Origin of the sequence: Malaciobacter halophilus (assembly GCF_002837275.1) — a bacterium.
GTDB classification, from domain to species: Bacteria; Campylobacterota; Campylobacteria; order Campylobacterales; family Arcobacteraceae; genus Malaciobacter; species Malaciobacter halophilus.
In genome coordinates this window covers 1-22,195 of record NZ_NXIF01000037.1, presented here as the reverse complement: position 1 = coordinate 22,195, position 22,195 = coordinate 1, and the positions used below count along the sequence as shown (strand labels likewise).

Here is a 22,195-nt window from a genome sequence, read left to right as displayed (position 1 = left end):
TCCTTTAATTAAATAACTCTTTTGCTGCCTCTTTCATTACAGCCTCATTTTTTTCTTCTAAAATATTATCTAAATAATAAAATACTTGTTCACTAGCTTCTTCAACTAAAGCAATTTTATCTTCTATTAACTGCTTTGAACAAGCAATTGCATTTCCTGAACACTCTTTTGCTAAAAGATTTGCTTCATGGTGTACAATATGGTGATGTTTTTCTAAATATCGATAAGATGGAACAAAACTAAACTCTTGTCTTCCTAATCCATTATCATACCATTTACCTAATCTACAATTGTGATGGTCTACTGCTTTAAAGTTGTGGTCACTTCCAAAAATTAATTGATACAAATTATTTTTATAAATAACATGGTCTAGTTTTGCAAGATTGATAAATATCTTATTAGAGATACTCTCTACTTCATAAACTGACCTATTTGAATTTTTTTGGAAAGTTGTCATAAGTTTTTTTAAGACATCTACTCTATTTTTTGTTTGAACAACTACACTTGACACAACTTCTGAACTATCTTTGATTTTTTCCGTTTCAAGCTGAATAGAATCAACAACATCTTTAATTTGTGTTGCTGCATCAGCACTTCTTGTTGCTAGATTTCTAACTTCTTGAGCAACTACTGCAAAACCTTTTCCAGCTTCTCCTGCTGTTGCTGCTTCTACTGCTGCATTTAAACTTAAAATATTTGTTTGAAATGCTATTTCTTGAATAAGTGTAATAACTTGAGATATATCTTTACTTTTATCAACTAATGTAGTAACAACTTCATTTTCAATTTCAATTTGGTGTTTTAAATTATCAGTATCTTCGACAATCTCTTGTGTAAGATTTAGTCCTTCAGTAGAACCATTTGCAGTCTCTTTTGACTCTTTCATCATAGATTGTAACTCTTCAAGTAGTGATAAATAAGTTGTTTGTGTATCATTTAAAGAGTTAGTCATATTTTTATTATGTCTTTGAAGTAAGCCACCATCTTTATTATCATGAATTGATGTTCTTTTTAAAGAAACAATAATAAATCCATCAAAATTCTTTCTTACTATTTTAGCTTCACAATCATCCATGATTAATGTTTCGCTACCATTTTCAACAGCATTTAAAACTAAACTAAAATCTTTTATATTTACTTTTGCTAAATCATTTGCAAAATATAAATCTCTATTTTTATCAAAAACTACAAGCCCTTCTTCTTGAGAAGTTGCTGCTATTTGATGAAATAACTCTATTTCATACTCATACCTTTTACAATCTTGTTTTTGAATTTCACTTTCTTGTAGTTTGCTATTTAACTCTTCTATTAAAGAGTCTTTTGCATTTAACTTTGTTTTTAGATTTTTAACTTGGGAGTGTAAAGAGTCTATCTCTTCTTGAAGCCTTTTTTTAGAAAAAAACATTATTTATAACCTTCCTGTTTACTTATAATATAAAATATTATCCAAAAATGGGTAAATGAATTATAAAAATAATTCTCATTTATGTAAAAAGTAATTTTTTTATAATTTTTTGTTATAAATTATTTAAGCACTTCATGGCAGAAGAGAAAGCAAATTGAAAGTTATAACCTCCAAGTTCTCCTGTTACATCCAAGCATTCTCCTAAAAAATAAAGATTTTTTTGTTTTAAACTTTCCATTGAATTTACATCAATTTCATCAGTACAAACTCCACCTTTTGTAACTTCTGCTTTTGTATATCCAAAGTTCCCAGCAGGTGAGAATTCATAATTATGAATTACACTTAAAGCTTGTAACTCTTGCTTAGTTAAACTGCTACAAGGTTTATCAATTATATTTATTGAGTTTAAAAACTCTTGTACAAATCTTTTTGGCAGGGGTAATCTTGAGCTTATTAAGGCATTAGATTTTAAAAGATTTTTATAGTTTTGTTTTGGTAAAAAATCAAAAACTATCTTACCCTTTTTCCAATACAAAGAACTATTTAAAATAACAGGCCCAGAACAACCTTTATGTGCAAAAAGTAAAGAACCATAAAAACTTTTATTCTCAACTTTTGCTTTTACCATAATTGATAAACCACTTAATTTTTTAAACCAAAACTGTTCTTTTTGCACAGTAAATCCAACTAAAGCAGGGTCAAGTTTTGTTATATTGTGTCCAAATTTCTTTGCAATATCATAAGCAATAGAGCTTGCATTTAAAGAAGCATAAGATAAACCTCCACTTGCAACTACTACTTTTTTTGCTTTAATTTTGCTATTTGAAGTTTGTATGATAAAAATATCATCTTCATAAAAAAGGTCAATCACTTTTGTATTTAAGTATTTTTTGACATGTGTTGTAAGTTTCGTAAACATATCAATAACATCTTGAGAGCTTTTACAAAAATATGTTCCTTTTACAAGTTTTGGATTTACTTTTGGGAAAACACCATTTGAGTTTAAAAAATCAAGTAACTGATGATTTGTATAGTTTTTTAAAATCTCTTTTACAAACTCTTTATTAGCTAAATAGTTATCACAACTAACTAAATTATTTGTAATATTACATTTAGCGCCACCACTTATTTTTATTTTCTGAGCAATTTTATTGTTTGCTTCAATAATACAAACTTTTTTATTTTTTATGTGTGATGCTAGCATTAAACCACTAGCTCCAGCACCAATTATAGCTATTTCGTAGATGGTTCTTCCTTTTTACATCTAAATATATTAACACCATCATTATACTCATACTCTAATCTATATCCATTTGCTTTTAATATATTAAATACAATATATAAACCTAATCCAAATGAGTTACTATTATTTTCAACAGAACCAAAAAAAGGTTCATAGTATGATTTTAATTCATATTTTAATTTTTTACCTCTATTTTCAAAAATAATATCTTCACCAGAAGATTTAATTATTACTTTTTTATTATCTGAGTATTTAATTGCATTATCAATCAAATTTTTAACTGCTACTGAAAATAATTTATAGTTTACAAAAAGTTTTTTATTCTCATACTTTTGTTCTACATTTTCATCTTCAATCATCAAAATATCTATTGCATTATCAACAATATCATCAATATAATAGTGATTTTTTTCAATATTTTTACTTGAAGATATAAGCTCTTCTATTGATGCAAACTCATTTATTAAAGCTTCAAGTCTATTAAAAACTTCTCTTAGCTTATCTGCTGTTTGTTCACTATTTTCAATCTCTATTAAAAACTTTCCTTTAGTAATTGGTGTTTTTAATTCATGCATTATATTTCTAATAAATACATTTCTTGCCTCTTTTATACTTTTTAATTTAGTAGCACTATTTTTAAACTCTAAAGCAAGAAGAGAAACCTCATCTTTTCTACTTGTATCACAACATTCAAAGTCAAAATTCTCTTCACCTAAATTTTTAACCTTATCTTTTAAAATTTTAAGTGGCATTAATTTTCTTAAAGTAATCAAGTACATCAATACAATAGTTATTATAACAATACCAAAAACTAAAACTATATAAAGTTGTGTTAAATTTGGATGGGGTACATTATCTCGAATAAGTAAACTTTGACCTCTTTTTTTCATATAAATATAATTTATATCTTGTAGTCTAAGTACTCTAAAAATTGTTCTATTTCTAAGATTCTTCTTTTCTACAACAACTTCTGTTTTAGGATTATAAGTAATCTTATTAATCTCATTTCTTTTAGTAAACATGGTATAGTTTATCTCTTCTAAGGTCTTTAAAAAACTAGGGTCAACTCCACCTCTATGATGTTGTCTTACTACCATTTTTATAATTGGTATATATTTTTCAAGTAACTGTGACTCTTTATTTTGATAATTATGAGTCATTAAAATAGTAAAACTTGCAATTACTAAAATAACTGAAATTATAAAACTTACTGTAATTGTAAAAAATATCGATTCTCTTTTCATTGTAAAAACTTGTACCCCATTCCTCTTATAGTTTGTAAATGTGTTGGCTCTTTTGGATTATCTTCAATCTTTTGTCTAATTCTATTAATAATAACAGCTAAAGAACCAGAGTTTTCATAATCATGATTTAATAAATCTGAATTATCAAAAATCTCCTCTCTTGTAACAACAAAACCTTCCCTTTTTAAGAGTAAAGACAAGACTTCATACTCTGCTGCTGTTAATTTAATATATTGACCCTTTTTAGTTATTTCTCTTTTCTCAATATCTAATTTAAAAAGTTTTTTCTTATCCTCTTTTACATCTTCATTGTGTTGATTATATCTTCTAAGGATTGTTTTTATTCTAACTTCTAATTCTCTTGGGTCATATGGTTTAGGTAAGTAGTCATCAGCTCCTAATTGTAAAGCTGTAACTTTATCTGTAATATCACTTCTTGCACTTGAAATGATTATTGGAATATTATATTTATCTACTACTTCTTTACAAACATCAAGACCATCCATTCCAGGAAGTGTCAAGTCCAAAATCAGTAAATCGTATTTATGTATTCTTAAACTTGAAAGAGCCAAAAATGGCTCTTCAAAATTTGTAACTTCTATATTAAACTGCTTTAAATATTGTGTTAGAAGATCTGCTAATTGTATATCGTCTTCCACCATTGCAATTTTAATCAAAATTTATCCTTTGTATCTATTAGTTCTCAAATCCAATAATACTTTAAATTGCTCTTTTTGCTTGTCTGTTAAAACCTTATAAATATCTTCTATCATTTGAGCTTTTAATTTTATCATATTCTCTCTTTTAGAAGTAACTATTTTAATATATTTATCTTTATCAAAACTTGATTTTGTAAAAGCTTCATTTATAGTTTGTCTTTGAGCCCTTGCTTTTAACATAATATTTCTAATATCATTTCTTTGCTCAATTGTTAAATCTAATTGTCTTACTACTCTTAAAACACCCATTCCCATTGAGTTTCCATAACCTCTTTTCATCATCTTATTATTTTTATAATTATTCACACAATTATAGTTTCCACCCTTATAATTTTGTGCACAATTAAAGTTTTGACCTTTGAAATTTTGCATATTGCAATTGTTTTGCATTCCATTACCATATGCAAAAAGACCTGTTGCTAAAACCGAACTTGCTATTATACTTGTTAGAACTTTCATTCTATACTCCTTTTAAATTGTATATTGAAATTATAAGATAGTGTTTTTAACCACTTTTAAACTATAGCTTAACAAATTATTAATAGTTACAATTTAACAAAGAACTATTTTTTATAAAATTTTCTTATTATTAATATAATACATAATTAATTTATACTCTTTTTTTTGTTAAAATTGTTTAATTATTATTATTGGAGAAGATATGATTAGAAGAGATTTTATAAAATATTCTATGATTAGTGCTGCTGTATTAGGTTCAACTAATTTATACTCATCTATACAAGTAAGAACTAATAAAAATATCAAAACTACTGTTGCAATTTGTGGTGCAGGATTTGCTGGACTTAGTTGTGTAAAAAGATTAAAAGAACTAAAACCTAATTTAGATGTAACTGTAATAGAACAAAACTCAAGTTTTTCTTCATGCCCTTTTACCAATCAATGGTTAGCAAATGTAGCAAATATAAAATTTGAAGATTTAAATTTTAGTTACAATAATAGTATAAATAAATATAAATACAATTTTATAAATGCAAAAGTTATTGATATAAACAAAGATAAAAAAATAATTTTTACTTCAAATCAACAAATTAGCTATGATTATTTAATAATTGCTGCTGGAATTGATTACGATTATAAAAAAATCATTAAAGATATAAATAAAATAGAAGAGTGTAAACTAAAAGCACCAGCAGGTCTAAAAGCAGGTAAAGAGCATATTACTTTAAAAAATATGGTTCAAACTTTCAAGGGTGGGAATTTTATAATTTCTATTCCAAATGGCTCTTATAAATGTCCTCCCGCTCCTTATGAAAGAGCTTGCATGATAGCTACTTATTTTAAAACAAATAATATAAAAGGAAAAGTTATTGTTTTAGACCCTAGAGAAAAACCTGCGGCAAAACCCCATAAGTTTTTAAAAGCTTTTAATAAATATTATAAAAATTATATTGAATATTTACCCCACTCAAACTTTAAAGATATTGATTTTGAACAAAAGCAAATAACTTTTGAGATATTTGATAAATCTATTCTTGATTATAAAATAAAAAAACTACAATTTGAACAAGCAAATATTATCCCACCAAATAAAGCAAATGAACTAATTGAAATTGCAAAATTAGAAACACTTCATGGCTTTGCTAAACTAAAAGAGCCTACTTATCAATCAATTAGTTCAGATACTATTTATGTAATAGGAGATGCACAAGGACAATATCCTTTCCCAAAATCAGCCCAAATGGCAAACTCATGTGCTTATATTTTAGCAGAAGATTTAATATCAAGAATAGATAATAAAAAGTTTAATTATAAGACTAACTTACCAGGAAATGTTTGTTATTCAATGATTACAAAAACAAAAGCTGTTTCAATAACTCATGAATATAGTTATAAAAAAGATAAATTAAAAGTTAAAGCAGAAGTTTCAGATATAAACAAACAAACAGCACAAAGTGCTAGAGCTTGGTATTTTGGTTTAACCCAAGATATTTTAAAATAGAATTTATTCTTCAATTTTCATTATATAGCCTTGTCCAGAACAAGTCTGTATAATATCTTTATAACTTTTTGTTCTAATCTTTTTTATGCACATTCTTAAAGCTTCTATACTCATACTTTTCTCTTCCCAAACAAAATTTTCAATTGTTTCATAGCTTAAAATTCTATTTTGATTTGAAATAAAAAAATCAAATAACTTTTTTTCAGTCTTTGTAAACTTTATAATTTTATTTTCTTTATATAAAGACTTTGTTTCTTTATTATAATTATAACCATTTTTAAAAACTACTCTATTATGAATTAAATCTTTAGTTGCCATAAGTACAGCTGTTTGTAACTCTTTTAAGTTTATTGGTTTTCTTACAAAAAAATATATCTGTTTATCTAAACTATTTAGTAAATTTTCATCTGTATCATGTGCTGTTATAATTATTATTGGTATATGAGGAGCATGGATTTTAACTAGTTTTATCAATTCAAAACCTGTTAATTTTGGCATTGAAATATCTGTAATTATTATATCAGGTTTATTTTTTTCAAATTTATCAAATCCTTCTAAACCATTATTTGCAACTTCTACATTTTTACAAAAATAAGAAAATGAAGTATAAAGTTCATCTAAAGCATGCTTATCGTCTTCTACAATCAAGACTTTAATATTTGATAACTTTTTTAGTATTTTTAAACTAAGCATAATAATCTCTTTATATAATTTAATAAATTCTACTATAATTAAAATTAATTTTTATTACTTTTTATAAGCAAACAATAAATATTTACTCATATAATATAATAATTAAAAGGAGAAAAGATGAAATTTTTTGCACTAATAGTTATATTTAATCTAAGTTTATTTAGTTCAAATTTACAAATGCTTCAATTAAGTGGAGTAAAAACTAAAATTGATAATAAAATAGTTGTTATTGAACGAGAAGTTCCAAGTAAATGTGTAGAGTTTGGAATGGTTCCAGAACTTTTTTGGAGTAAAGATTTTGCAAGTAAAAAAGTTCCTAAAGAGTGTAAAAAGAGCTTTATTACTACAAAAGGAGTTGTTTTACCCATAAAATACAATGATAATATAAAAACTATTGCAGAGCTTGAAGTTTTAGATTTTATAAAAAATAAATTATTAAAAAACCCAAAAAAATATGCATTAGTTGATGTAAGAAGAGAGTCATGGTTCAAATTAGGAACTATTCCAACTGCAATAAATATTCCATTTGATGAATTGGAAAAAGATGAACTTTTTATGGATTTATTTAAAAATAGTATGAAAAAATTAAATGTAAAAAAAACAAAAAACTCTTATGATTTTACTAATGCAAAGAAAATAATAGTATTTTGTAATGGTGCTTGGTGTAAACAATCTTTTAAAGCTATTGATAATTTAATAAAAATTGGTTATCCAGAAAATAAGATTTTATGGTATAGAGGAGGAATACATAGTTGGAACTCTATGTCTTTTACTATATATAAACCAAAAAGTAATGATTAATCATTACTTTCTGAATTAATTATATATCCACATCCTGGAACACTTTGTATTAATTTTAAATAACTCTTTGCTCTTATTTTCTTTACACACATTCTTAAAGCTTCTATACTCATACTTTTTTCTTGCCAAACATAACTCTCAATAGTTGTAAAATCAACTACTTTATTTATATTTGACATAAGTAAATGTACCAACTCTTTTTCAGTTTTTGTAAGTTTTATTTGTTTATAACCATTATATAAAGTTTTTGAATTGCAATCATAATGAAACTCATCTTCTAATTTAATATTTGAATTATAAATATTTTTTGTTGCCATTAATAAAGCTGTTTGAAGCTCTTCAATTCTAATAGGTTTTCTTAAATAACTATATACACCTTGATTAATACTTTCTAACATATTTTCTGAACTATCATATGAAGTCATAATAATCACAGGTAGATGTGGACAAACTTCATGCAAAGCCTTTACCATATCAAGGCCACTCATCTCAGGCATATTTATATCTGCAATTACAACATCAGGCCTATTTTTTTCATACATTTCAAAGCCTTCCATTCCATTATTTGCCACATCAACTTTTTTACAATGAAAATTTAAAGATTGATGTATAACATGAGCTGTCATTTCATCATCTTCAACAATTAAAACATGAATATTTGCTAATTTTTTTAATACTTTTGTATCAAGCATTTTCATTTCCCTTTTGTGTTGGTAAAATTATTAAAAACTCCGTAGGTTCTTTGTAGTTTGTAACTAATAAATCACCTCTTAACTTGTTTTTTGCAATTAATTTTGAAAGATATAAACCTTTTCCTGTACCTTTTTCATCTTTTGTTGTAGCAAAAGATTGAAATAGTTTTTTCTCTATTTTTTTATTTATTCCACAACCATAATCTCTAAACTTTATATAGAATTTATTATCTAATAACTCTATATCAACTTCAATTACTTTAGAGTACTTTTTATCTTCAATAATTGCATCTTTAGCATTATGTATAAGATTTGCAACTATTTGTTGAAACTCATTTTTATAATTCAAGCAAGTCATATTATCTTTCATATCTTTAATAATATCTAATTTTATTCCAAGTGTTTTAAAATGTGGTGAAATTATATAAAAAACTTCATCAATTGCTTTATCAACTTCAAACTCTTGCCATTTTTTACTTGGTTTATAAAAGTTTCTAAAAGTTTCAATTGTATCAGCTAAATAGTGAATATTTGTAATACAGTGATTAAGATTCTCTTCAAACATATCATCTGTTAATTGGTTCATCTGCTTAAACTGTAATAAATTACCAACCATAATTGAAAGTGAATTTAAAGGTTGTCTCCATTGATGAGAAACTGCAGCAATCATCTCTCCTAAGTCTGCCATTTTTGCTTGCTGAAAGAGTATATCTTCTTGCTCTTTTTTATATATTTTCTCTTTCTCTTTTGCTGTTACATCTTGTAAAAATATCATTAATCCTTGATAAACTTTATCACTACTAAATACTGGTAAAACCGTAATTTGAAAATAACAAATCTCTCCTTCTTCACATCTATGTTCAAAACTGCACTCTTGACTCTCTTTAAAGTGTTTAGCATGGGCGATTTTTTTATAAATTTTTGTATATACATTAAAATTAAAAGTTTTAAATATATTATTTGAAGCTTCTAAATAAGTATCTTCTATATCACTCTTACTTAGTTCTAAAAATTTTGTAAAAATTGAGTTGAAAAATAGAATTTTACTTTTTGAATCTGCTATTAAAACTCCTCTATCCCCGTATTCAATAAAGTGATTTAGTAAAGTTTCTGTTTTTTTTAATTTTTCATCACTTAAATTCTGTTTTTTTGTATATAAAATATTTAAGACTATAAATAAAACAAGGCTTAATCCATAAATAGTAAGATTAATTATTAGTTGTAAGTTTACTTTTTTATAAACGCTACTTTTGTCAAGTTGTGCAATAATAAACCAATTTGATTGGTCAATATGGTCATGGGAAAAGATATAATCATCTAACTCGTTATTTACAGTAGTACTCTTTCTTTTAGCTAACAAACCATAAGGAGAGTTTTTTAATTGCATATGTTCTCTTGGATGAAGTAATATCTTTCCATATCCATCTATTAAATAAGCAATTCCATCATAAGGTAAAGATATATCTAAAATCTCATTTCTAATATGATTTAATGGCAAAATTCCACATACTACTCCTTGTCTTTTCTTTTTTTCTAAAAAAGGAGTACAAATTGCAACAACAACTTTTTTAAATCCCACATCATAATATGGATCTGTAATTGTAGTTCTATTTCTATTTGTAGTTTTTATATACCAAGGTCTTCTAATTGTGTCATAATTTGTTGGTCTATTCCATTTTAGTCCTGATAAAATAACATCATCTTCATATCCTACATAAACATTTGCAAAGTTTGCAACTTCTTTACTTTGTAAAAGTAAATTCTCTATATATTCAGGATGTTCTTCGTGGTCAAGGCCTTTTATAAATGTTTTAATTACATTCATACTATCAATTTTTTGGTCTAACCACTTACTTATTCTTTTAGAAGCACTTTTAATAGTATTTGTTTGTTGATCTCTAATCATACCTTGCAAAATCTCTAAATTCACCATGTAATTACTTAATATGAGTCCAAAAAAAATCAGACTAAATACTAAAAAAAGTTTTATATTTTTAAAAAAAGGTTTTTTCATTATATATTCTTTATATTTTAAATTAAAAAAATTATATATCTTTTGTTTTTATATTAACCTGAATATTTTAGTTACTTTTTAGACCTATACCATCTATTATAATTACACTTGACAAAACTTACAAAGGAGTTCATTTTGAAAATTAGTAGAAGAGATTTTGTCAAAAGTGGTACTATAGTTGGTGGTGCTGCGATGATGGGAATGAAAACAAATTTATTCGCTAATGAAGAAGACATTCAGTGGGATGAAGAATGGGACGTAGTTGTTGCCGGTTCTGGTTTTGCTGGTTCAGCTGCTTTATGCCAAGCGATAGATTTAGGTGCAAAAACATTAATGATTGATAAGATGCCAGTTCTTGGAGGAAATTCAGCAATTAATGGTGGAGCTTTTTCAATTGTTGGGTCACCTCAACAAAAAGAGAGAGGAATTGAAGACTCTTATGAATTATATGTAAAAGATATCTTTAAGGCTGGACTTGGATTAAACCAAAGAGAGCTTGTTGAAGTTATCGCTAAAAACGGTTTTGAAGCTTATAAGTTCACTACTGAAAGAGGTGTATTTTATAGAAATAACTTAGGACACTTTGGTGGACACTCAGTTCCAAGAACTATTTGGCCAGCAATTAACTCAGGTGGAAAGATTACACTACCTTTACAAGCTTATGCAAAAAAGAATGGTGGAACTATTAGAACTAGAGTTATCTTAGATGATTTAATCTTTGATAAAAGTGGTAAAAAAGTTATTGGTATCAAAGTAAGAGAAAACTATAAATTTAGTTATGATCCAATGTCTAATGAAGAAGATAATAAGACTGGTACTACAAAATACTACAAAATTAAAGGTGGTGTTATTATGGCTACTGGTGGGTTTGCATATGATGTAAACTTTAGACAAAAAGTTGATCCTAAACTTACTCCTGATTTAGACTGTACTAATCATTATGGTGCAACTGGTTATGCCCTTAGAATGATGATGAAAAACAATATAAAAACAAGAGACTTAGGTTGGGTACAACTTGGACCTTGGGGGTCACCTGATGAAAAAGGATTTGGTATTTCTCCTGTGTTTGCTATCCCTGCGTTTGCTTACGGAGTTATGGTTGATGCACGAACTGGTAAAAGATTTGTAAATGAGTTAGCAGATAGAAAAATTAGAGCTGACGCTATTTTAAAAATCCATGAAAATCCAGATGGTTCATTAACTCACCCTGTTGTTTTCTGTGATAGCGTTGGAGCAACTGGTACAAGAAAAGAGAATGTTTACAGAGGTATTCATAAAAAAGTTATTAGAAAATTTGACACACTAAAAGAGTTAGCAGACTTTTATAAAATTCCATATGATGGATTAAAGAAAACTGTTGATGATTATAATAAATATGTTGAAAATGGAAAAGATGAGGAGATGAATAAACCTTTCTTTAAATTAAGAGGTAAAACTCCAAATATTTCTAAGCCTCCATATTATGCATTTAGAGCAATTCCAAAAGTTCACCACACAATGGGTGGAGTTGTTATTGATACTGAAGCTAGAGTATATGGAAAAGATGACAAAGCAATTGAAGGTTTATTTGCTGCTGGAGAAGCAGTTGGTGGACCACACGGTGCAAGTAGACTAGGAAGTTGTGCAGTTCCTGATTGTCTAGTATTTGGACGAATCGCTGCAAAAAGTGCTGTTAAGTTATTGAAACAAAGAGTTTAGGAGAAGATAATGAAAAAAATTTTAGTAATTGCAACTATTGCAGTATTCGCTTTTTTAGGTGTTATTGTTTCTGCAAACAGCACTGATTCTAATATTGCAGTAAAAACACAAATTGACAATGGTGAGTATTCTAAAAAGAATTATCCAATTAAAGCTCACCATGGAAAATTAAGATTTGACTGTGCAGACTGTCATGGCGATGGGCCAAAAGAGTCATACACAGAGTTAACAACAAAAGATTGTTTAGAATGCCATAAAGATTATAAAACATTGGCAGAGAGAACTGAGTACTTAGGTTATGATGATAATATTCATGCATCACCACACTATCCAAATATGGATTGTAACTTATGTCACTCATCACATAAAGAGTCACAAAACTATTGTGTAATGTGCCACTCTCAAGATTCTATGAAAAAATTATTAGTGCCATAAGGAGTGTGTGAAATGAATTTTGATTTCTTAAAAAGCAAAAAAGTTTTATTAACAGTAGCAGGTGCCAGTATTGTACTTGGTCTAATATTCACTTTTGGAGGACATGCTGCTATTAAAGCTACAAGTGATGATAAGTTCTGTGTATCTTGTCATAGCTGGATGGATCCAATGGTTGAATCATATTCTCATGATACACATGGTGGAAATAATCCTCATGGAATTAAAACTAAATGTGTATCTTGCCATCTACCACACGATAGTTTGGCAAATTACCTATTTAAAAAAGGAGTTAATGGAATAGTAGAAGTAACATCAGTAATAGTAAATGATCCAAAAGAGATGGATTGGCAAGCTCATAGAGAAAAAAGAGAATCATATGTTTTTGACAGTGGTTGTATGAGTTGTCACAGTAATATCGAAGAAACAGAGAGTCAAAGTGCAGCAGCTAGTAGAATGCACAATCTGTATACAAAATATAAAGATGCTGACAAAGACCCTTTAAGATGTGCTAGTTGCCACAAAAATGTGGGACATAAAAAGCTAAGTAAAATTTTATATGATAGAACTCACGAACCTGTTGGTGAATGGGAAGATGATATAAAATAGATTATAATAATAGATTAGAAAAAATCTAACAAAAACAAAAGGATATATAATGTCTAAATCAATGTTAATAAAAACAAGTTTAATTGCGTTTGGTATGATAAATGCATTTGCAGCACCAGTTGTTCTTGATGGGAAACACATGACAAGTGACAAAATTTTAGAAGTTGCTAAAGGTGAAGATATCAAGATTACTAGTGAGGCGATGAAAAGAGTACAAACTTCTCATAATGTATTAATTGAAGCAGCGGAGAATGGACATAAAATCTATGGACTAACAGTAGGTGTTGGTCTAAATAAAGATAAAAAAATGGTAAATGCTGAAGGTGAATTAAGCCAAGCAGTTATCAACGCATCAACAAAGTTTAATAAAGGATTAATTCATGCGCACTGTGGTGGTGTTGGAGAAGATATTCCTGTTAAAGAAGCAAGAGCAATCTTAGTTACTAGATTAAACAACATTTTAGTTGGTGGAACAGGTGTACAAACAAAAGTTGTGAATATGTACAAAACGTTTTTAAACAAAGACATTATCCCAGCTATGCCATCGCAAGGTTCGATGGGAGAAGCTGATATTACAATCTTAGGACACATTGGTCTTGCTATGATAGGTGAAGGCCATGTTTACTATAAAGGTAAAAAAATGCCTACAAAAGAGGCATTTGCTAAAGCTGGTGTTAAAAAGATCTCTTTATTTGGTAAAGATGCATTATCAATTATTAGTTCAAATGCTTATTCAGGAGCTTTAGCTGGATTAGCACTTGAAGAGATGAAACAATTAACTAAAGTTTCTAAATATGTTTATGCTTTAAGTTTAGAAGCATTAAATGGAAATATTGCTCCAATGCATACAGAAACTCAAAAATTAAGACCTTTCCCAGGTTATGTAGGTGCAGCTAAAAAAATTACTAAAATCTTAGAAGGTAGTTACCTTTGGGAAAAAGACTCTACTAGAGCATTACAAGATCCATTAAGTTATAGAGATGGAGCTTATATCTTAGGTACTTTAGATACTTCAATTAATAAATTAGATAACCTAATGAAAATCCAATGGAACTCATCTGATGATAATCCAGGTGTTGCAATTGGTGTTAAATCTGAATCAAATAGATACCAAGAGAAAAAAGTTTATGTAAATGGTGATGAGTATAAAGGAGCTGTTGTTCCAACTGCAAACTTTGAACCAATGCCATGGGTAGTTGAATTTGAAGCAAATGCTATTGTACTAGCACATAACTCTTTAGCATCAGCACAAAGATCAAATAAACTATTAAAACCTAAATTTACAAAATTATCAAGATTCTTAGGTACAAAAAACACTGTACATGCATTTGGTGCAATGCAAAAACCATTTGTATCTTTAGCAGCTAAGAACCAAGCTTTAGCTAACCCTATTTCACTTAACTACTTACCAGTAGCAGGAGATATTGAAGATATTGCAACTAATGCTCCTGAAGTATTAAAAAGAGTTAGAAAACAAATTGACAACTTATATCATATTTATGGTATGGAGTTATTAATTGCTTCTCAAGCGATTGATTTAAGATTACAAAAAAATCCTAATTTAAAACTATCGCCAGCAACAGAAAAAATGTATAAAGAGTTTAGAAAAGTTGTAGATTTCTTAGAGTATGACAGACCTTTAACTGATGACTTTAGAAATGCAGCTAAATTCTTAAAAGAGTACAAATAAGTTAACGAAGCAAGTTTTTTCATCATAGAATCCTAACTATGACAACGAATTTTTTAAGTTTACACTCCTTGATTTACAAAGGTCCTTTACAAAAGTAAAGGGCCTTTTTTTTTATTACTATTATTTCTATTTTCTTAAATATTGTAAAGTAGCAGCAATTATGTCATCATCATCTTTACTTGATGATTTAATACTTTGTTTAGTATCATCATTTTTTACAAAGGTAATATTCATTTCATATGAACTAATCTGTTTAATACCTTTTGATAAAGCATATATTTTAATTAAAATCAATTCTAAAAACTGTTTTGTAACCGTATCAGGTCTTCCAAATCTATCTTCCATCTCTTCTTCTATTGAATAAACCTCTTCTTTACTTGTAGCTTTACTTAATCTTCTATATAACTCTAGTCTTACTCTATCTTCACTAATATAATCATTTGAGATAAATGCACTAATTGCAAGCTTAATATCAACAGTTTTATTCTCTTCTTTTACTTCACCACTTAAAGTAGCTAATGCTTCTTCAAGCATTTTTAAATATAAACCATATCCAATTTGTTTAATGTGACCACTTTGTGCTTCACCAATTATATTTCCACCGCCTCTAATCTCTAAATCTTGATGGGCAAGAGCTGTTCCACTTCCCAAATAAGAGTTTGATTCTAAAGCAACAAGTCTTTTTATTGCATCTGAAGTTATTTGTTTTTTATCTTCTACAACGTAATAACAAAAACCTTCTTTATCACTTCGTCCAACTCTTCCTCTTAATTGATGTAAATCTGCAATACCAAATCTATCTGCTCCATCAATTATAATAGAGTTAGCATTTGGAAGATGAAGTCCTGACTCTACAATTGAAGTTGCTAATAATACATCAAACTCTTTATTTTCAAAAGCATCAATAATTTTTTCAGCTTCTGCAGGTTTAATTTTTGAGTGAATTATTTCAACTTTTATATTTGGAACTATCTCTTGTATATCTGCTTTTTTTGCCTCTATTGAAGCAATATTATTATGTACATAAAAAAGTTGTCCACCTCTTCTTTTTTCTCTTAATATAATCTCTTTAATTAACTTATGACTATACTCTTTTACATATGTTCTAACACCTAGTCTTTCATTTGGAGGAGTTAATAAACTACTCATTCCTTTTAATTTACTAAGTGCTAAATTTAAGGTTCTAGGAATTGGTGTTGCACTCATAGAAAAAATATGTACATCTTGTCTTAATGCTTTTAATTTCTCTTTTTGTTTTACTCCAAATTTATGCTCTTCATCAATAACTACTAAGGCTAAATCTTTTGTTTGAACACTAAGTAAAGAGTGAGTACCAATTACAAAATCTATTTCACCACTTACTAAACCTTTTTTTATATGATTTTTTTCTTTTGTTGTACTCTTTCCATCAAGTTTTGCCATAGTAATTCCAAAACTTTCAAATCTTTTTGAAATACTATGATAGTGTTGTGTTGCTAAAAGTGTTGTAGGACATACAAAAATAGCTTGATAACCATCTAAAACTGTTGCTAAAATAGCATTCATTGCTACTTCTGTTTTTCCAAATCCAACATCTCCTGAAAGTAATCTATCCATTACTTTTCCACTACTTAAATCTTCAAAAATCTCTTTTATACTTCTTTTTTGGTCTTTAGTATAATCAAAACCTGCACTTTGTTGAAACTCTTGTAATATCTGTTTATTAGTATCTATTTTTATTCCATTTATTAACTCTCTACTTGCTGCAACTTTTATAATATCATTTGCAATTGCAAAAAGTTTATCTTTTACTTTTTGTTTTAACTTTGCAAAACTACCACGTCCAAGTTTGTCAACAACAGCATAAGAGTTTCCATTAGCAACATATCTATCAATTAAATCAAGGTTTTCAACAGGTAAAAGTAATTTATCATCACCTGCGTACATTACAATAACAAAATCTCTTTTAGCTCCCATTACAGTAACAGGTTCAATTCCTTGATATTTACCAATACCATGTTTTTCATGAACTACAAAATCTCCTTCTTGAAGTTCATCAAGTACAAGCCTTACTCTTTTTTTTCTTCTTTTTTTTATCTCTTTATTTAAAGATATTACTATTTGTTCATCATTTACTACATTTATAATATATGGTTTAATGATATAATTAATAGAGCTATCACTTAAATCTAAATCAAAACTTTTAATCTTTGCTTCACTTGAAGAGATGATATTTACTTTTTTCCCCTCATGAAAACCAATAAACTCTTTTATATTAGCTACATCAATCTCTTTACATGTTTTAGATTGAGGAATTTGAGGAGTTTGTAAAAATTTCTCTTTTGCAACTCTTTTCTCTTCAAATACATAAACTTCTTCTAACTCATCTAAAGCTTCATAAGTTATATATGTATTCATACTTAAAGGAAGATACTCTCCTAAATCGTTTAAATACCAAAAACCTAAAGAGTGAATATCTTTTATAAAAGCATCAGATTCTACTTTTTGAACTTCATCATTTAATTCTTCAAAAGTTTGCTCATCTAAGGCTAAAAAAGCAGGAGAAATAGAAAAACTTTCAATCTCTTCTTTAAAAGATTTTTGATCTTCAATATCAAATTTTCTAATACTTTCAATTTCATCATCAAATAAAGAGATTCTATACCCAACTTCACTTCCAAGAGGACAAATATCTACAATATCACCTCTAATTGAAACCTCAGATTGACTTGTAACAATATCAACAAAATAGTATCCCCAATTATATAGCTTTGACTTAAATTCTTCAAGATTTAATGTATCTGCAAAACTTATAGTAAAGTTATCAAAGCATTTATCTTTTGGCATTGGAAATGATATAGTTCTAATAGGTGAGATTAATACCTTATTTTGTTTTTTATAATTATAAAAACCATTTAAAGCTTTTGTAATATCTTGTAACTCATCGCTAAAAGATAATAAATCATCTTTAAAATTTGCTCTAAAGTCAGCTAATACAAAAGGTTCATAACCAAAGTAAGAGACTATATCTGAAGCTATTTGTGCTTGTTTATCGTCATTAACAACTAATAATTGACAATCATTTTTTTTTGAAAAAAAGTCAAATATATTTTTCATATATTTACTTTACTGCTTCAAAATCATTTGTAGTTTTATCAAATTTATAAGCTTGCCATGGCATTTCACCAATTTGGAAAATCATTCCACAACTTTCAAAACCAGCTTTTAAAAGGCCTTTTCTAAAAATTTCTAAGATATAAGCTTTTGTAGAAAAAGTTGTAGATGAACTTCTTCCTGAGTATGCATATTTTTCACCTTCAACAATTTTAAAGCCCTCTTTGGTCACATGTTTTTCAAATACTTCTTGGTCTTGTAAACCTTTTAATTCTAGTACTACTAATACTTCTAATTCTTCTTTTTGTTCCATAATTCTATCCTACTAAAATAGTTGTTAGAAATCCAATTAATCCACCAAAAACTGCACCCCAAACAACTAGCCATCCAAGATGTTCTTTAATCATCTTTTGAACTATTTGTTTAACCATTTTTGGTGTTAATTCATCTAATCTTTTATTTACGATATCACTTACTTTTTTGTGTATATCATCACTTACATCTTTACTGCTTAAACTTGCATGTAAAGCCTCTTGAAAACTCTCATTTTCAGAAATGCTAATAATTGAACTTTGTAATTTTTGTACAAAAGGCTCTTTTAAAGGCTCTAAAGCTTGTTCTCCTCCGAACATACCTAGCATTCCACCAAAAGAAGAGTTCATTACTGCTTCTTTTAGAGATTCAAAAGCAGGAGTAAAATCAGTTTTTTGCAAAATCCCTGAAAGGTCAAAGTTTGACTTTTTACTTGAAACCTCATCTTCAAAAAATCTATTTAAATTCTCTTTTGTAAAAAACTCATTCATCATAAGTGAGTGAATTCCAGATTTAAACTCTTCAAATCTATTTTCAACCACACCACTTCCATATAAAAAAGGCACTTTTTCAAATAACATATGAACAGCAATTGCATTTGTAATTGCACCACTAAAAGCAAACAATCCTACCATTAAAAGTAATTCATTGTTTGTTAAATAACCAACTACAACTAACAAAAGTGCTAAAAAATTTGAAATAAAAGATTTACTCATTAATCCTTCCTTCTATTTTTTCGCGATTTTAACATAATTTTAATCAAAAAAAAGAAAGTAACCTTTTGTAACTTAGTTGTAACTGTGGTTTTATAAACTTTTACAAAGGATTATAATGGTTAATGTAGAAGAAGAAATTGTAAAAAAATTCCCAAAAATTAAACAAAAAGGTAACTTTTTAAGTAACTCTATTTTGAAAGTTGCAAAAAAAATTGTTCATGAAGAACATATAAATGAGTTTTTATCTAAAAACTCTCACTTAATTGGTTTTGAGTTTGTAGATGCAGTTTTAGACTATTTTGACTTTGATTATTCAGTTTCAAGTAATGACTTACAAAATATTCCACCCTCTGGAAAAGTTGTAATTATTGCAAATCATCCTTTAGGTGGCTTAGATGCTCTTTGTTTATTAAAACTTATTGGAAACATAAGACATGATGTAAAAATTGTAGCAAACGATTTCCTTGCAGGAATAGAGGCATTAAAGCCTCTTATGATTCCAATTGATAATTATAAAAAAAGACAATCAAAAAGTGATATTAAAGCAGTTTATGAAGCTTTAAATAAAGAAGAAGCCATTATAATTTTTCCAGCAGGAGAAGTAAGTCGAGCAAGTGCAAAAGGTATTAGTGACCCAACTTGGAGTAAAGGTTTTTTAAATTTTGCACAAAATGCAAATGCAGCAATTCTACCCATTTTTATAGATGGTAAAAACTCAAAAGTTTTTTATACTATGTCAGTTGTTAACAAAACATTTTCAACTCTTTTGCTTTCACATGAGATGTTTAAAAGTAAATCAAAAAATATAAATATAAAAATTGGTGAAATTATTCCAAATGAACATATAAAACCAAAAGGAATAAATAAAAAATTTTTAGTAAATATTTATAAAAAACATCTTTATTCTTTAAAAAAGAGAAAAAAGAAGTCTTTTTTTATTACACAAAAAGCTATTGCTCATCCTCAAAAAAAAGAGGATATTATTGAAGAGCTTAAAAGTGCAAAACTAATAGGTCAAACAAAAGATGGCAAAAAAATCTATTTGTATGATTATAATGATGATTCAACAGTTTTAAAAGAGCTAGGAAGATTAAGAGAACTTAGCTTTAGAAAAGTAGGCGAAGGAATAAATAAAAAACGCGATACGGATAAGTATGATATTTATTATAGACATATTATTTTATGGGATGAAAATGATTTAGAGATTGTTGGTTCATATCGAATTGCAGATGGAGATTTTATAAATAAAAATCTTGGAGTAAAAGGGTTTTATTCAAACTCACTTTTTAAATATCATAATGAATTTTCACTATATTTAAAAAATTCAATTGAACTTGGAAGAAGTTTTGTTCAACCAAAATATTGGGGAACTAGAGCATTAGACTACTTATGGTATGGTATAGGAGCTTATTTAAAACAAAATCCAAATATAAAATATATGTTTGGACCTGTTTCAATTTCAGGAAGCTTTCCTCAAGTTGCAAAAGATATGTTGATTTTTTATTATTCACACTATTTTGGAGTAGATAAAAATATTGTTGAAGCAAGACTTCCTTATCAATACTGTACAAATATTCAAGATATTAAAGAGATTTTTTTATTAAATGATAGAAAAAAAGATTTTAAAATTTTAAAATCCTCTTTAGGGAATATGGGAGTTGCTGTACCTACACTATTTAAACAGTATAGCGAAGTTTGTGAAGAAGGTGGAGTAAAATTCTTTGCTTTTAATGTTGACCCAGATTTTTCAGATTGTGTAGATGGTTTCATAGTTGTACAAATTGATAAATTAAAAGATTCTCAAAGAAAAAGATACATAAATAGCTAAATATCATTTTATTGTTATTTTTTGCAAGTATAATTACAATCCTTATGTGTGGAATATGAGAAATCATATTCGCTTTACAATGTAGAGTATTGATTTTTACTCTACATTGTCAAAGAAGATTAAAGATTAAATTTTTGTTTTTATTATAAACTTTGCTCCATTTTCATACTTATAATCTATTGTTCCAAATAGTTGATACTTTACAATTGAAGAAACAAGTTTTAATCCTAAAGTATCATTGTAAATATCATAAAAATCTTTTTTTAATCCTTTGCCATTATCCTTAATTATTATAATTAATTCACTATTTTTTCTATAAATATTCACTTCTAACTTGGGCTGTTTTAAAGTTTTAAAAGCATATTTATATGAGTTTGTTACTAACTCATTTATTATTAGTCCACAAGGCATTGCTTTTGTTATATTTAACTCTATTTTCTCTATTTTTAAAATAGATTCTACTTTTTTATTTATATCATAAGAGTTTGAGATTATTTGAACTAAATCATAAATATACTCATCAAGAAAAATTTTATCAATATTAGAGGATTCATATAATTTCCTATGCAAAAGCTCCATAGTAAAAACCCTTTCTTGAATATCAATTAGAACTTTTTTTGTTTTTTCATCTTTTACTTCTTCTTGTTGTAACTCAATCAATCCTATTGTTAGTGCAAGATTATTTTTTACTCTATGGTGTATCTCTTTTAATAATATATTTTTCTCTTCTAAAGAGTCTGATATTTTTTTAGTTTTTTGTTTAACTTTCTCATCTAATGTTTTTATACTATTTTCAAAAAAGTCTAGCATAGCATCAAATGCTTGACCTAGAATTCCAATATCATCATTTCCTTTTACATTACATCTTATATTTTTCTTACCTTCATTCACTAATATAGCAGTTTTTGTAACTTTATCAATATTTTTTAATACTCTTCTAATAAAAAATAGTATTATAAAAAAACTTATTCCCACAGCAATTAGAGTTTCAGTAAAAAGAAAAGTTATTCCTGCATTATTTTTATTTTCAATATCTTTTTTGTTTA

General features: G+C 27.3%; 19 protein-coding genes. 7 read left to right on the top strand and 12 right to left on the bottom strand.

The annotated features are described in order from the left end of the window. Positions 1-4: 4 nt before the first annotated feature. The 5 genes from CP960_RS09820 to CP960_RS09800 form a co-directional block, all read right to left on the bottom strand. A complete protein-coding gene (locus tag CP960_RS09820; protein ID WP_101185234.1) occupies positions 5-1,405 on the bottom strand; it encodes a methyl-accepting chemotaxis protein in 1,401 nt (466 codons plus the stop codon). A 112-nt stretch (positions 1,406-1,517) separates the two neighbouring features. Next, positions 1,518-2,609 carry a BaiN/RdsA family NAD(P)/FAD-dependent oxidoreductase gene (locus CP960_RS09815; RefSeq protein WP_196778334.1) on the bottom strand — a complete coding sequence of 364 codons (1,092 nt, stop codon included), beginning with the start codon at positions 2,607-2,609 and terminating at the stop codon, positions 1,518-1,520. Between the two features lie 29 nt (positions 2,610-2,638). Then, positions 2,639-3,892, bottom strand: coding sequence for an ArsS family sensor histidine kinase (locus CP960_RS09810; RefSeq protein ID WP_101185232.1), 1,254 nt, complete (start codon positions 3,890-3,892; stop codon positions 2,639-2,641). Then, complete coding sequence (locus CP960_RS09805) at positions 3,889-4,569, bottom strand: response regulator transcription factor (protein WP_101185231.1); 681 nt, start codon at positions 4,567-4,569, stop codon at positions 3,889-3,891. The genes CP960_RS09810 and CP960_RS09805 overlap by 4 nt, the downstream gene beginning before the upstream one ends. A 3-nt stretch (positions 4,570-4,572) precedes the next feature. Then, positions 4,573-5,070, bottom strand: a complete 498-nt coding sequence (locus CP960_RS09800) for a Spy/CpxP family protein refolding chaperone (RefSeq protein ID WP_101185230.1) — start codon at positions 5,068-5,070, stop codon at positions 4,573-4,575. Positions 5,071-5,272: 202 nt separating this feature from the next. Here CP960_RS09800 and CP960_RS09795 point away from each other — a divergent pair, with 202 nt between their 5' ends. Continuing rightward, on the top strand, positions 5,273-6,571 hold the full coding sequence (locus tag CP960_RS09795; RefSeq protein WP_101185229.1) for an FAD-dependent oxidoreductase: 1,299 nt from the start codon (positions 5,273-5,275) through the stop codon (positions 6,569-6,571). A 3-nt stretch (positions 6,572-6,574) separates the two neighbouring features. Here CP960_RS09795 and CP960_RS09790 read toward each other — a convergent pair whose 3' ends face one another. Further along, complete coding sequence (locus CP960_RS09790; protein ID WP_101185228.1) at positions 6,575-7,264, bottom strand: response regulator transcription factor; 690 nt, start codon at positions 7,262-7,264, stop codon at positions 6,575-6,577. A gap of 117 nt (positions 7,265-7,381) precedes the next feature. Between CP960_RS09790 and CP960_RS09785 the strand changes: the two genes are divergently transcribed. Then, positions 7,382-8,065: a rhodanese-like domain-containing protein gene (locus CP960_RS09785; protein WP_101185227.1), complete on the top strand. Its 684-nt coding sequence runs from the start codon at positions 7,382-7,384 to the stop codon at positions 8,063-8,065. Here CP960_RS09785 and CP960_RS09780 read toward each other — a convergent pair. Beyond that, positions 8,062-8,757: a response regulator transcription factor gene (locus CP960_RS09780; protein WP_101185226.1), complete on the bottom strand. Its 696-nt coding sequence runs from the start codon at positions 8,755-8,757 to the stop codon at positions 8,062-8,064. The genes CP960_RS09785 and CP960_RS09780 overlap by 4 nt on opposite strands. Continuing rightward, the gene (locus tag CP960_RS09775; protein ID WP_165777366.1) at positions 8,750-10,687 is read right to left on the bottom strand and encodes a cache domain-containing protein; all 1,938 of its coding nucleotides are present in this window, start codon (positions 10,685-10,687) and stop codon (positions 8,750-8,752) included. Before CP960_RS09775 ends, CP960_RS09780 begins: the two co-directional genes overlap by 8 nt. 219 nt (positions 10,688-10,906) lie before the next feature. Here CP960_RS09775 and CP960_RS09770 point away from each other — a divergent pair, with 219 nt between their 5' ends. The 4 genes from CP960_RS09770 to CP960_RS09755 are packed head-to-tail and all read left to right on the top strand — an operon-like array spanning position 10,907 to position 15,200. Continuing rightward, complete coding sequence (locus CP960_RS09770) at positions 10,907-12,469, top strand: flavocytochrome c (protein WP_228152052.1); 1,563 nt, start codon at positions 10,907-10,909, stop codon at positions 12,467-12,469. Between the two features lie 9 nt (positions 12,470-12,478). Further along, complete coding sequence (locus CP960_RS09765) at positions 12,479-12,904, top strand: cytochrome c3 family protein (protein WP_101185224.1); 426 nt, start codon at positions 12,479-12,481, stop codon at positions 12,902-12,904. A gap of 12 nt (positions 12,905-12,916) precedes the next feature. Continuing rightward, on the top strand, positions 12,917-13,510 hold the full coding sequence (locus CP960_RS09760) for a cytochrome c3 family protein (RefSeq protein WP_101185223.1): 594 nt from the start codon (positions 12,917-12,919) through the stop codon (positions 13,508-13,510). Positions 13,511-13,559: 49 nt separating this feature from the next. Further along, positions 13,560-15,200: an HAL/PAL/TAL family ammonia-lyase gene (locus CP960_RS09755; protein WP_228152051.1), complete on the top strand. Its 1,641-nt coding sequence runs from the start codon at positions 13,560-13,562 to the stop codon at positions 15,198-15,200. 126 nt (positions 15,201-15,326) lie between these two features. On the opposite strand, the gene mfd is transcribed toward CP960_RS09755, so the two are convergent. Genes mfd through CP960_RS09740 form a run of 3 tightly spaced genes read right to left on the bottom strand, consistent with a single transcriptional unit; the run spans position 15,327 to position 19,321 of the window. Continuing rightward, positions 15,327-18,296: a transcription-repair coupling factor gene (mfd, locus tag CP960_RS09750; protein WP_101185222.1), complete on the bottom strand. Its 2,970-nt coding sequence runs from the start codon at positions 18,294-18,296 to the stop codon at positions 15,327-15,329. A gap of 4 nt (positions 18,297-18,300) precedes the next feature. Then, positions 18,301-18,606: a hypothetical protein gene (locus CP960_RS09745; RefSeq protein WP_101185221.1), complete on the bottom strand. Its 306-nt coding sequence runs from the start codon at positions 18,604-18,606 to the stop codon at positions 18,301-18,303. A gap of 4 nt (positions 18,607-18,610) precedes the next feature. After that, positions 18,611-19,321 (bottom strand): DUF445 domain-containing protein, encoded by a 711-nt coding sequence (locus tag CP960_RS09740; RefSeq protein ID WP_101185220.1) that lies wholly within the window; start codon positions 19,319-19,321, stop codon positions 18,611-18,613. 115 nt (positions 19,322-19,436) lie between these two features. Between CP960_RS09740 and CP960_RS09735 the strand changes: the two genes are divergently transcribed. Beyond that, a complete protein-coding gene (locus CP960_RS09735; protein WP_101185219.1) occupies positions 19,437-21,149 on the top strand; it encodes a lysophospholipid acyltransferase family protein in 1,713 nt (570 codons plus the stop codon). Positions 21,150-21,275: 126 nt separating this feature from the next. Here CP960_RS09735 and CP960_RS09730 read toward each other — a convergent pair. Next, on the bottom strand, positions 21,276-22,195 hold a 920-nt coding region (locus CP960_RS09730), incomplete at its 5' end, for a histidine kinase dimerization/phosphoacceptor domain -containing protein (protein WP_119184488.1).

What these genes read in the sequence shown, in the direction of transcription:
- CP960_RS09820 (WP_101185234.1), bottom strand. Translation starts at nt 1,405, where the DNA reads ATGTTTTTTTCTAAAAAAAGGCTTCAAGAAGAGATAGACTCTTTACAC.
- CP960_RS09815 (WP_196778334.1), bottom strand. Translation starts at nt 2,609, where the DNA reads ATGCTAGCATCACACATAAAAAATAAAAAAGTTTGTATTATTGAAGCA.
- CP960_RS09810 (WP_101185232.1), bottom strand. Translation starts at nt 3,892, where the DNA reads ATGAAAAGAGAATCGATATTTTTTACAATTACAGTAAGTTTTATAATT.
- CP960_RS09800 (WP_101185230.1), bottom strand. Translation starts at nt 5,070, where the DNA reads ATGAAAGTTCTAACAAGTATAATAGCAAGTTCGGTTTTAGCAACAGGT.
- CP960_RS09795 (WP_101185229.1), top strand. Translation starts at nt 5,273, where the DNA reads ATGATTAGAAGAGATTTTATAAAATATTCTATGATTAGTGCTGCTGTA.
- CP960_RS09790 (WP_101185228.1), bottom strand. Translation starts at nt 7,264, where the DNA reads ATGCTTAGTTTAAAAATACTAAAAAAGTTATCAAATATTAAAGTCTTG.
- CP960_RS09785 (WP_101185227.1), top strand. Translation starts at nt 7,382, where the DNA reads ATGAAATTTTTTGCACTAATAGTTATATTTAATCTAAGTTTATTTAGT.
- CP960_RS09780 (WP_101185226.1), bottom strand. Translation starts at nt 8,757, where the DNA reads ATGCTTGATACAAAAGTATTAAAAAAATTAGCAAATATTCATGTTTTA.
- CP960_RS09765 (WP_101185224.1), top strand. Translation starts at nt 12,479, where the DNA reads ATGAAAAAAATTTTAGTAATTGCAACTATTGCAGTATTCGCTTTTTTA.
- CP960_RS09760 (WP_101185223.1), top strand. Translation starts at nt 12,917, where the DNA reads ATGAATTTTGATTTCTTAAAAAGCAAAAAAGTTTTATTAACAGTAGCA.
- CP960_RS09755 (WP_228152051.1), top strand. Translation starts at nt 13,560, where the DNA reads ATGTCTAAATCAATGTTAATAAAAACAAGTTTAATTGCGTTTGGTATG.
- mfd (WP_101185222.1), bottom strand. Translation starts at nt 18,296, where the DNA reads ATGAAAAATATATTTGACTTTTTTTCAAAAAAAAATGATTGTCAATTA.
- CP960_RS09745 (WP_101185221.1), bottom strand. Translation starts at nt 18,606, where the DNA reads ATGGAACAAAAAGAAGAATTAGAAGTATTAGTAGTACTAGAATTAAAA.
- CP960_RS09740 (WP_101185220.1), bottom strand. Translation starts at nt 19,321, where the DNA reads ATGAGTAAATCTTTTATTTCAAATTTTTTAGCACTTTTGTTAGTTGTA.
- CP960_RS09735 (WP_101185219.1), top strand. Translation starts at nt 19,437, where the DNA reads ATGGTTAATGTAGAAGAAGAAATTGTAAAAAAATTCCCAAAAATTAAA.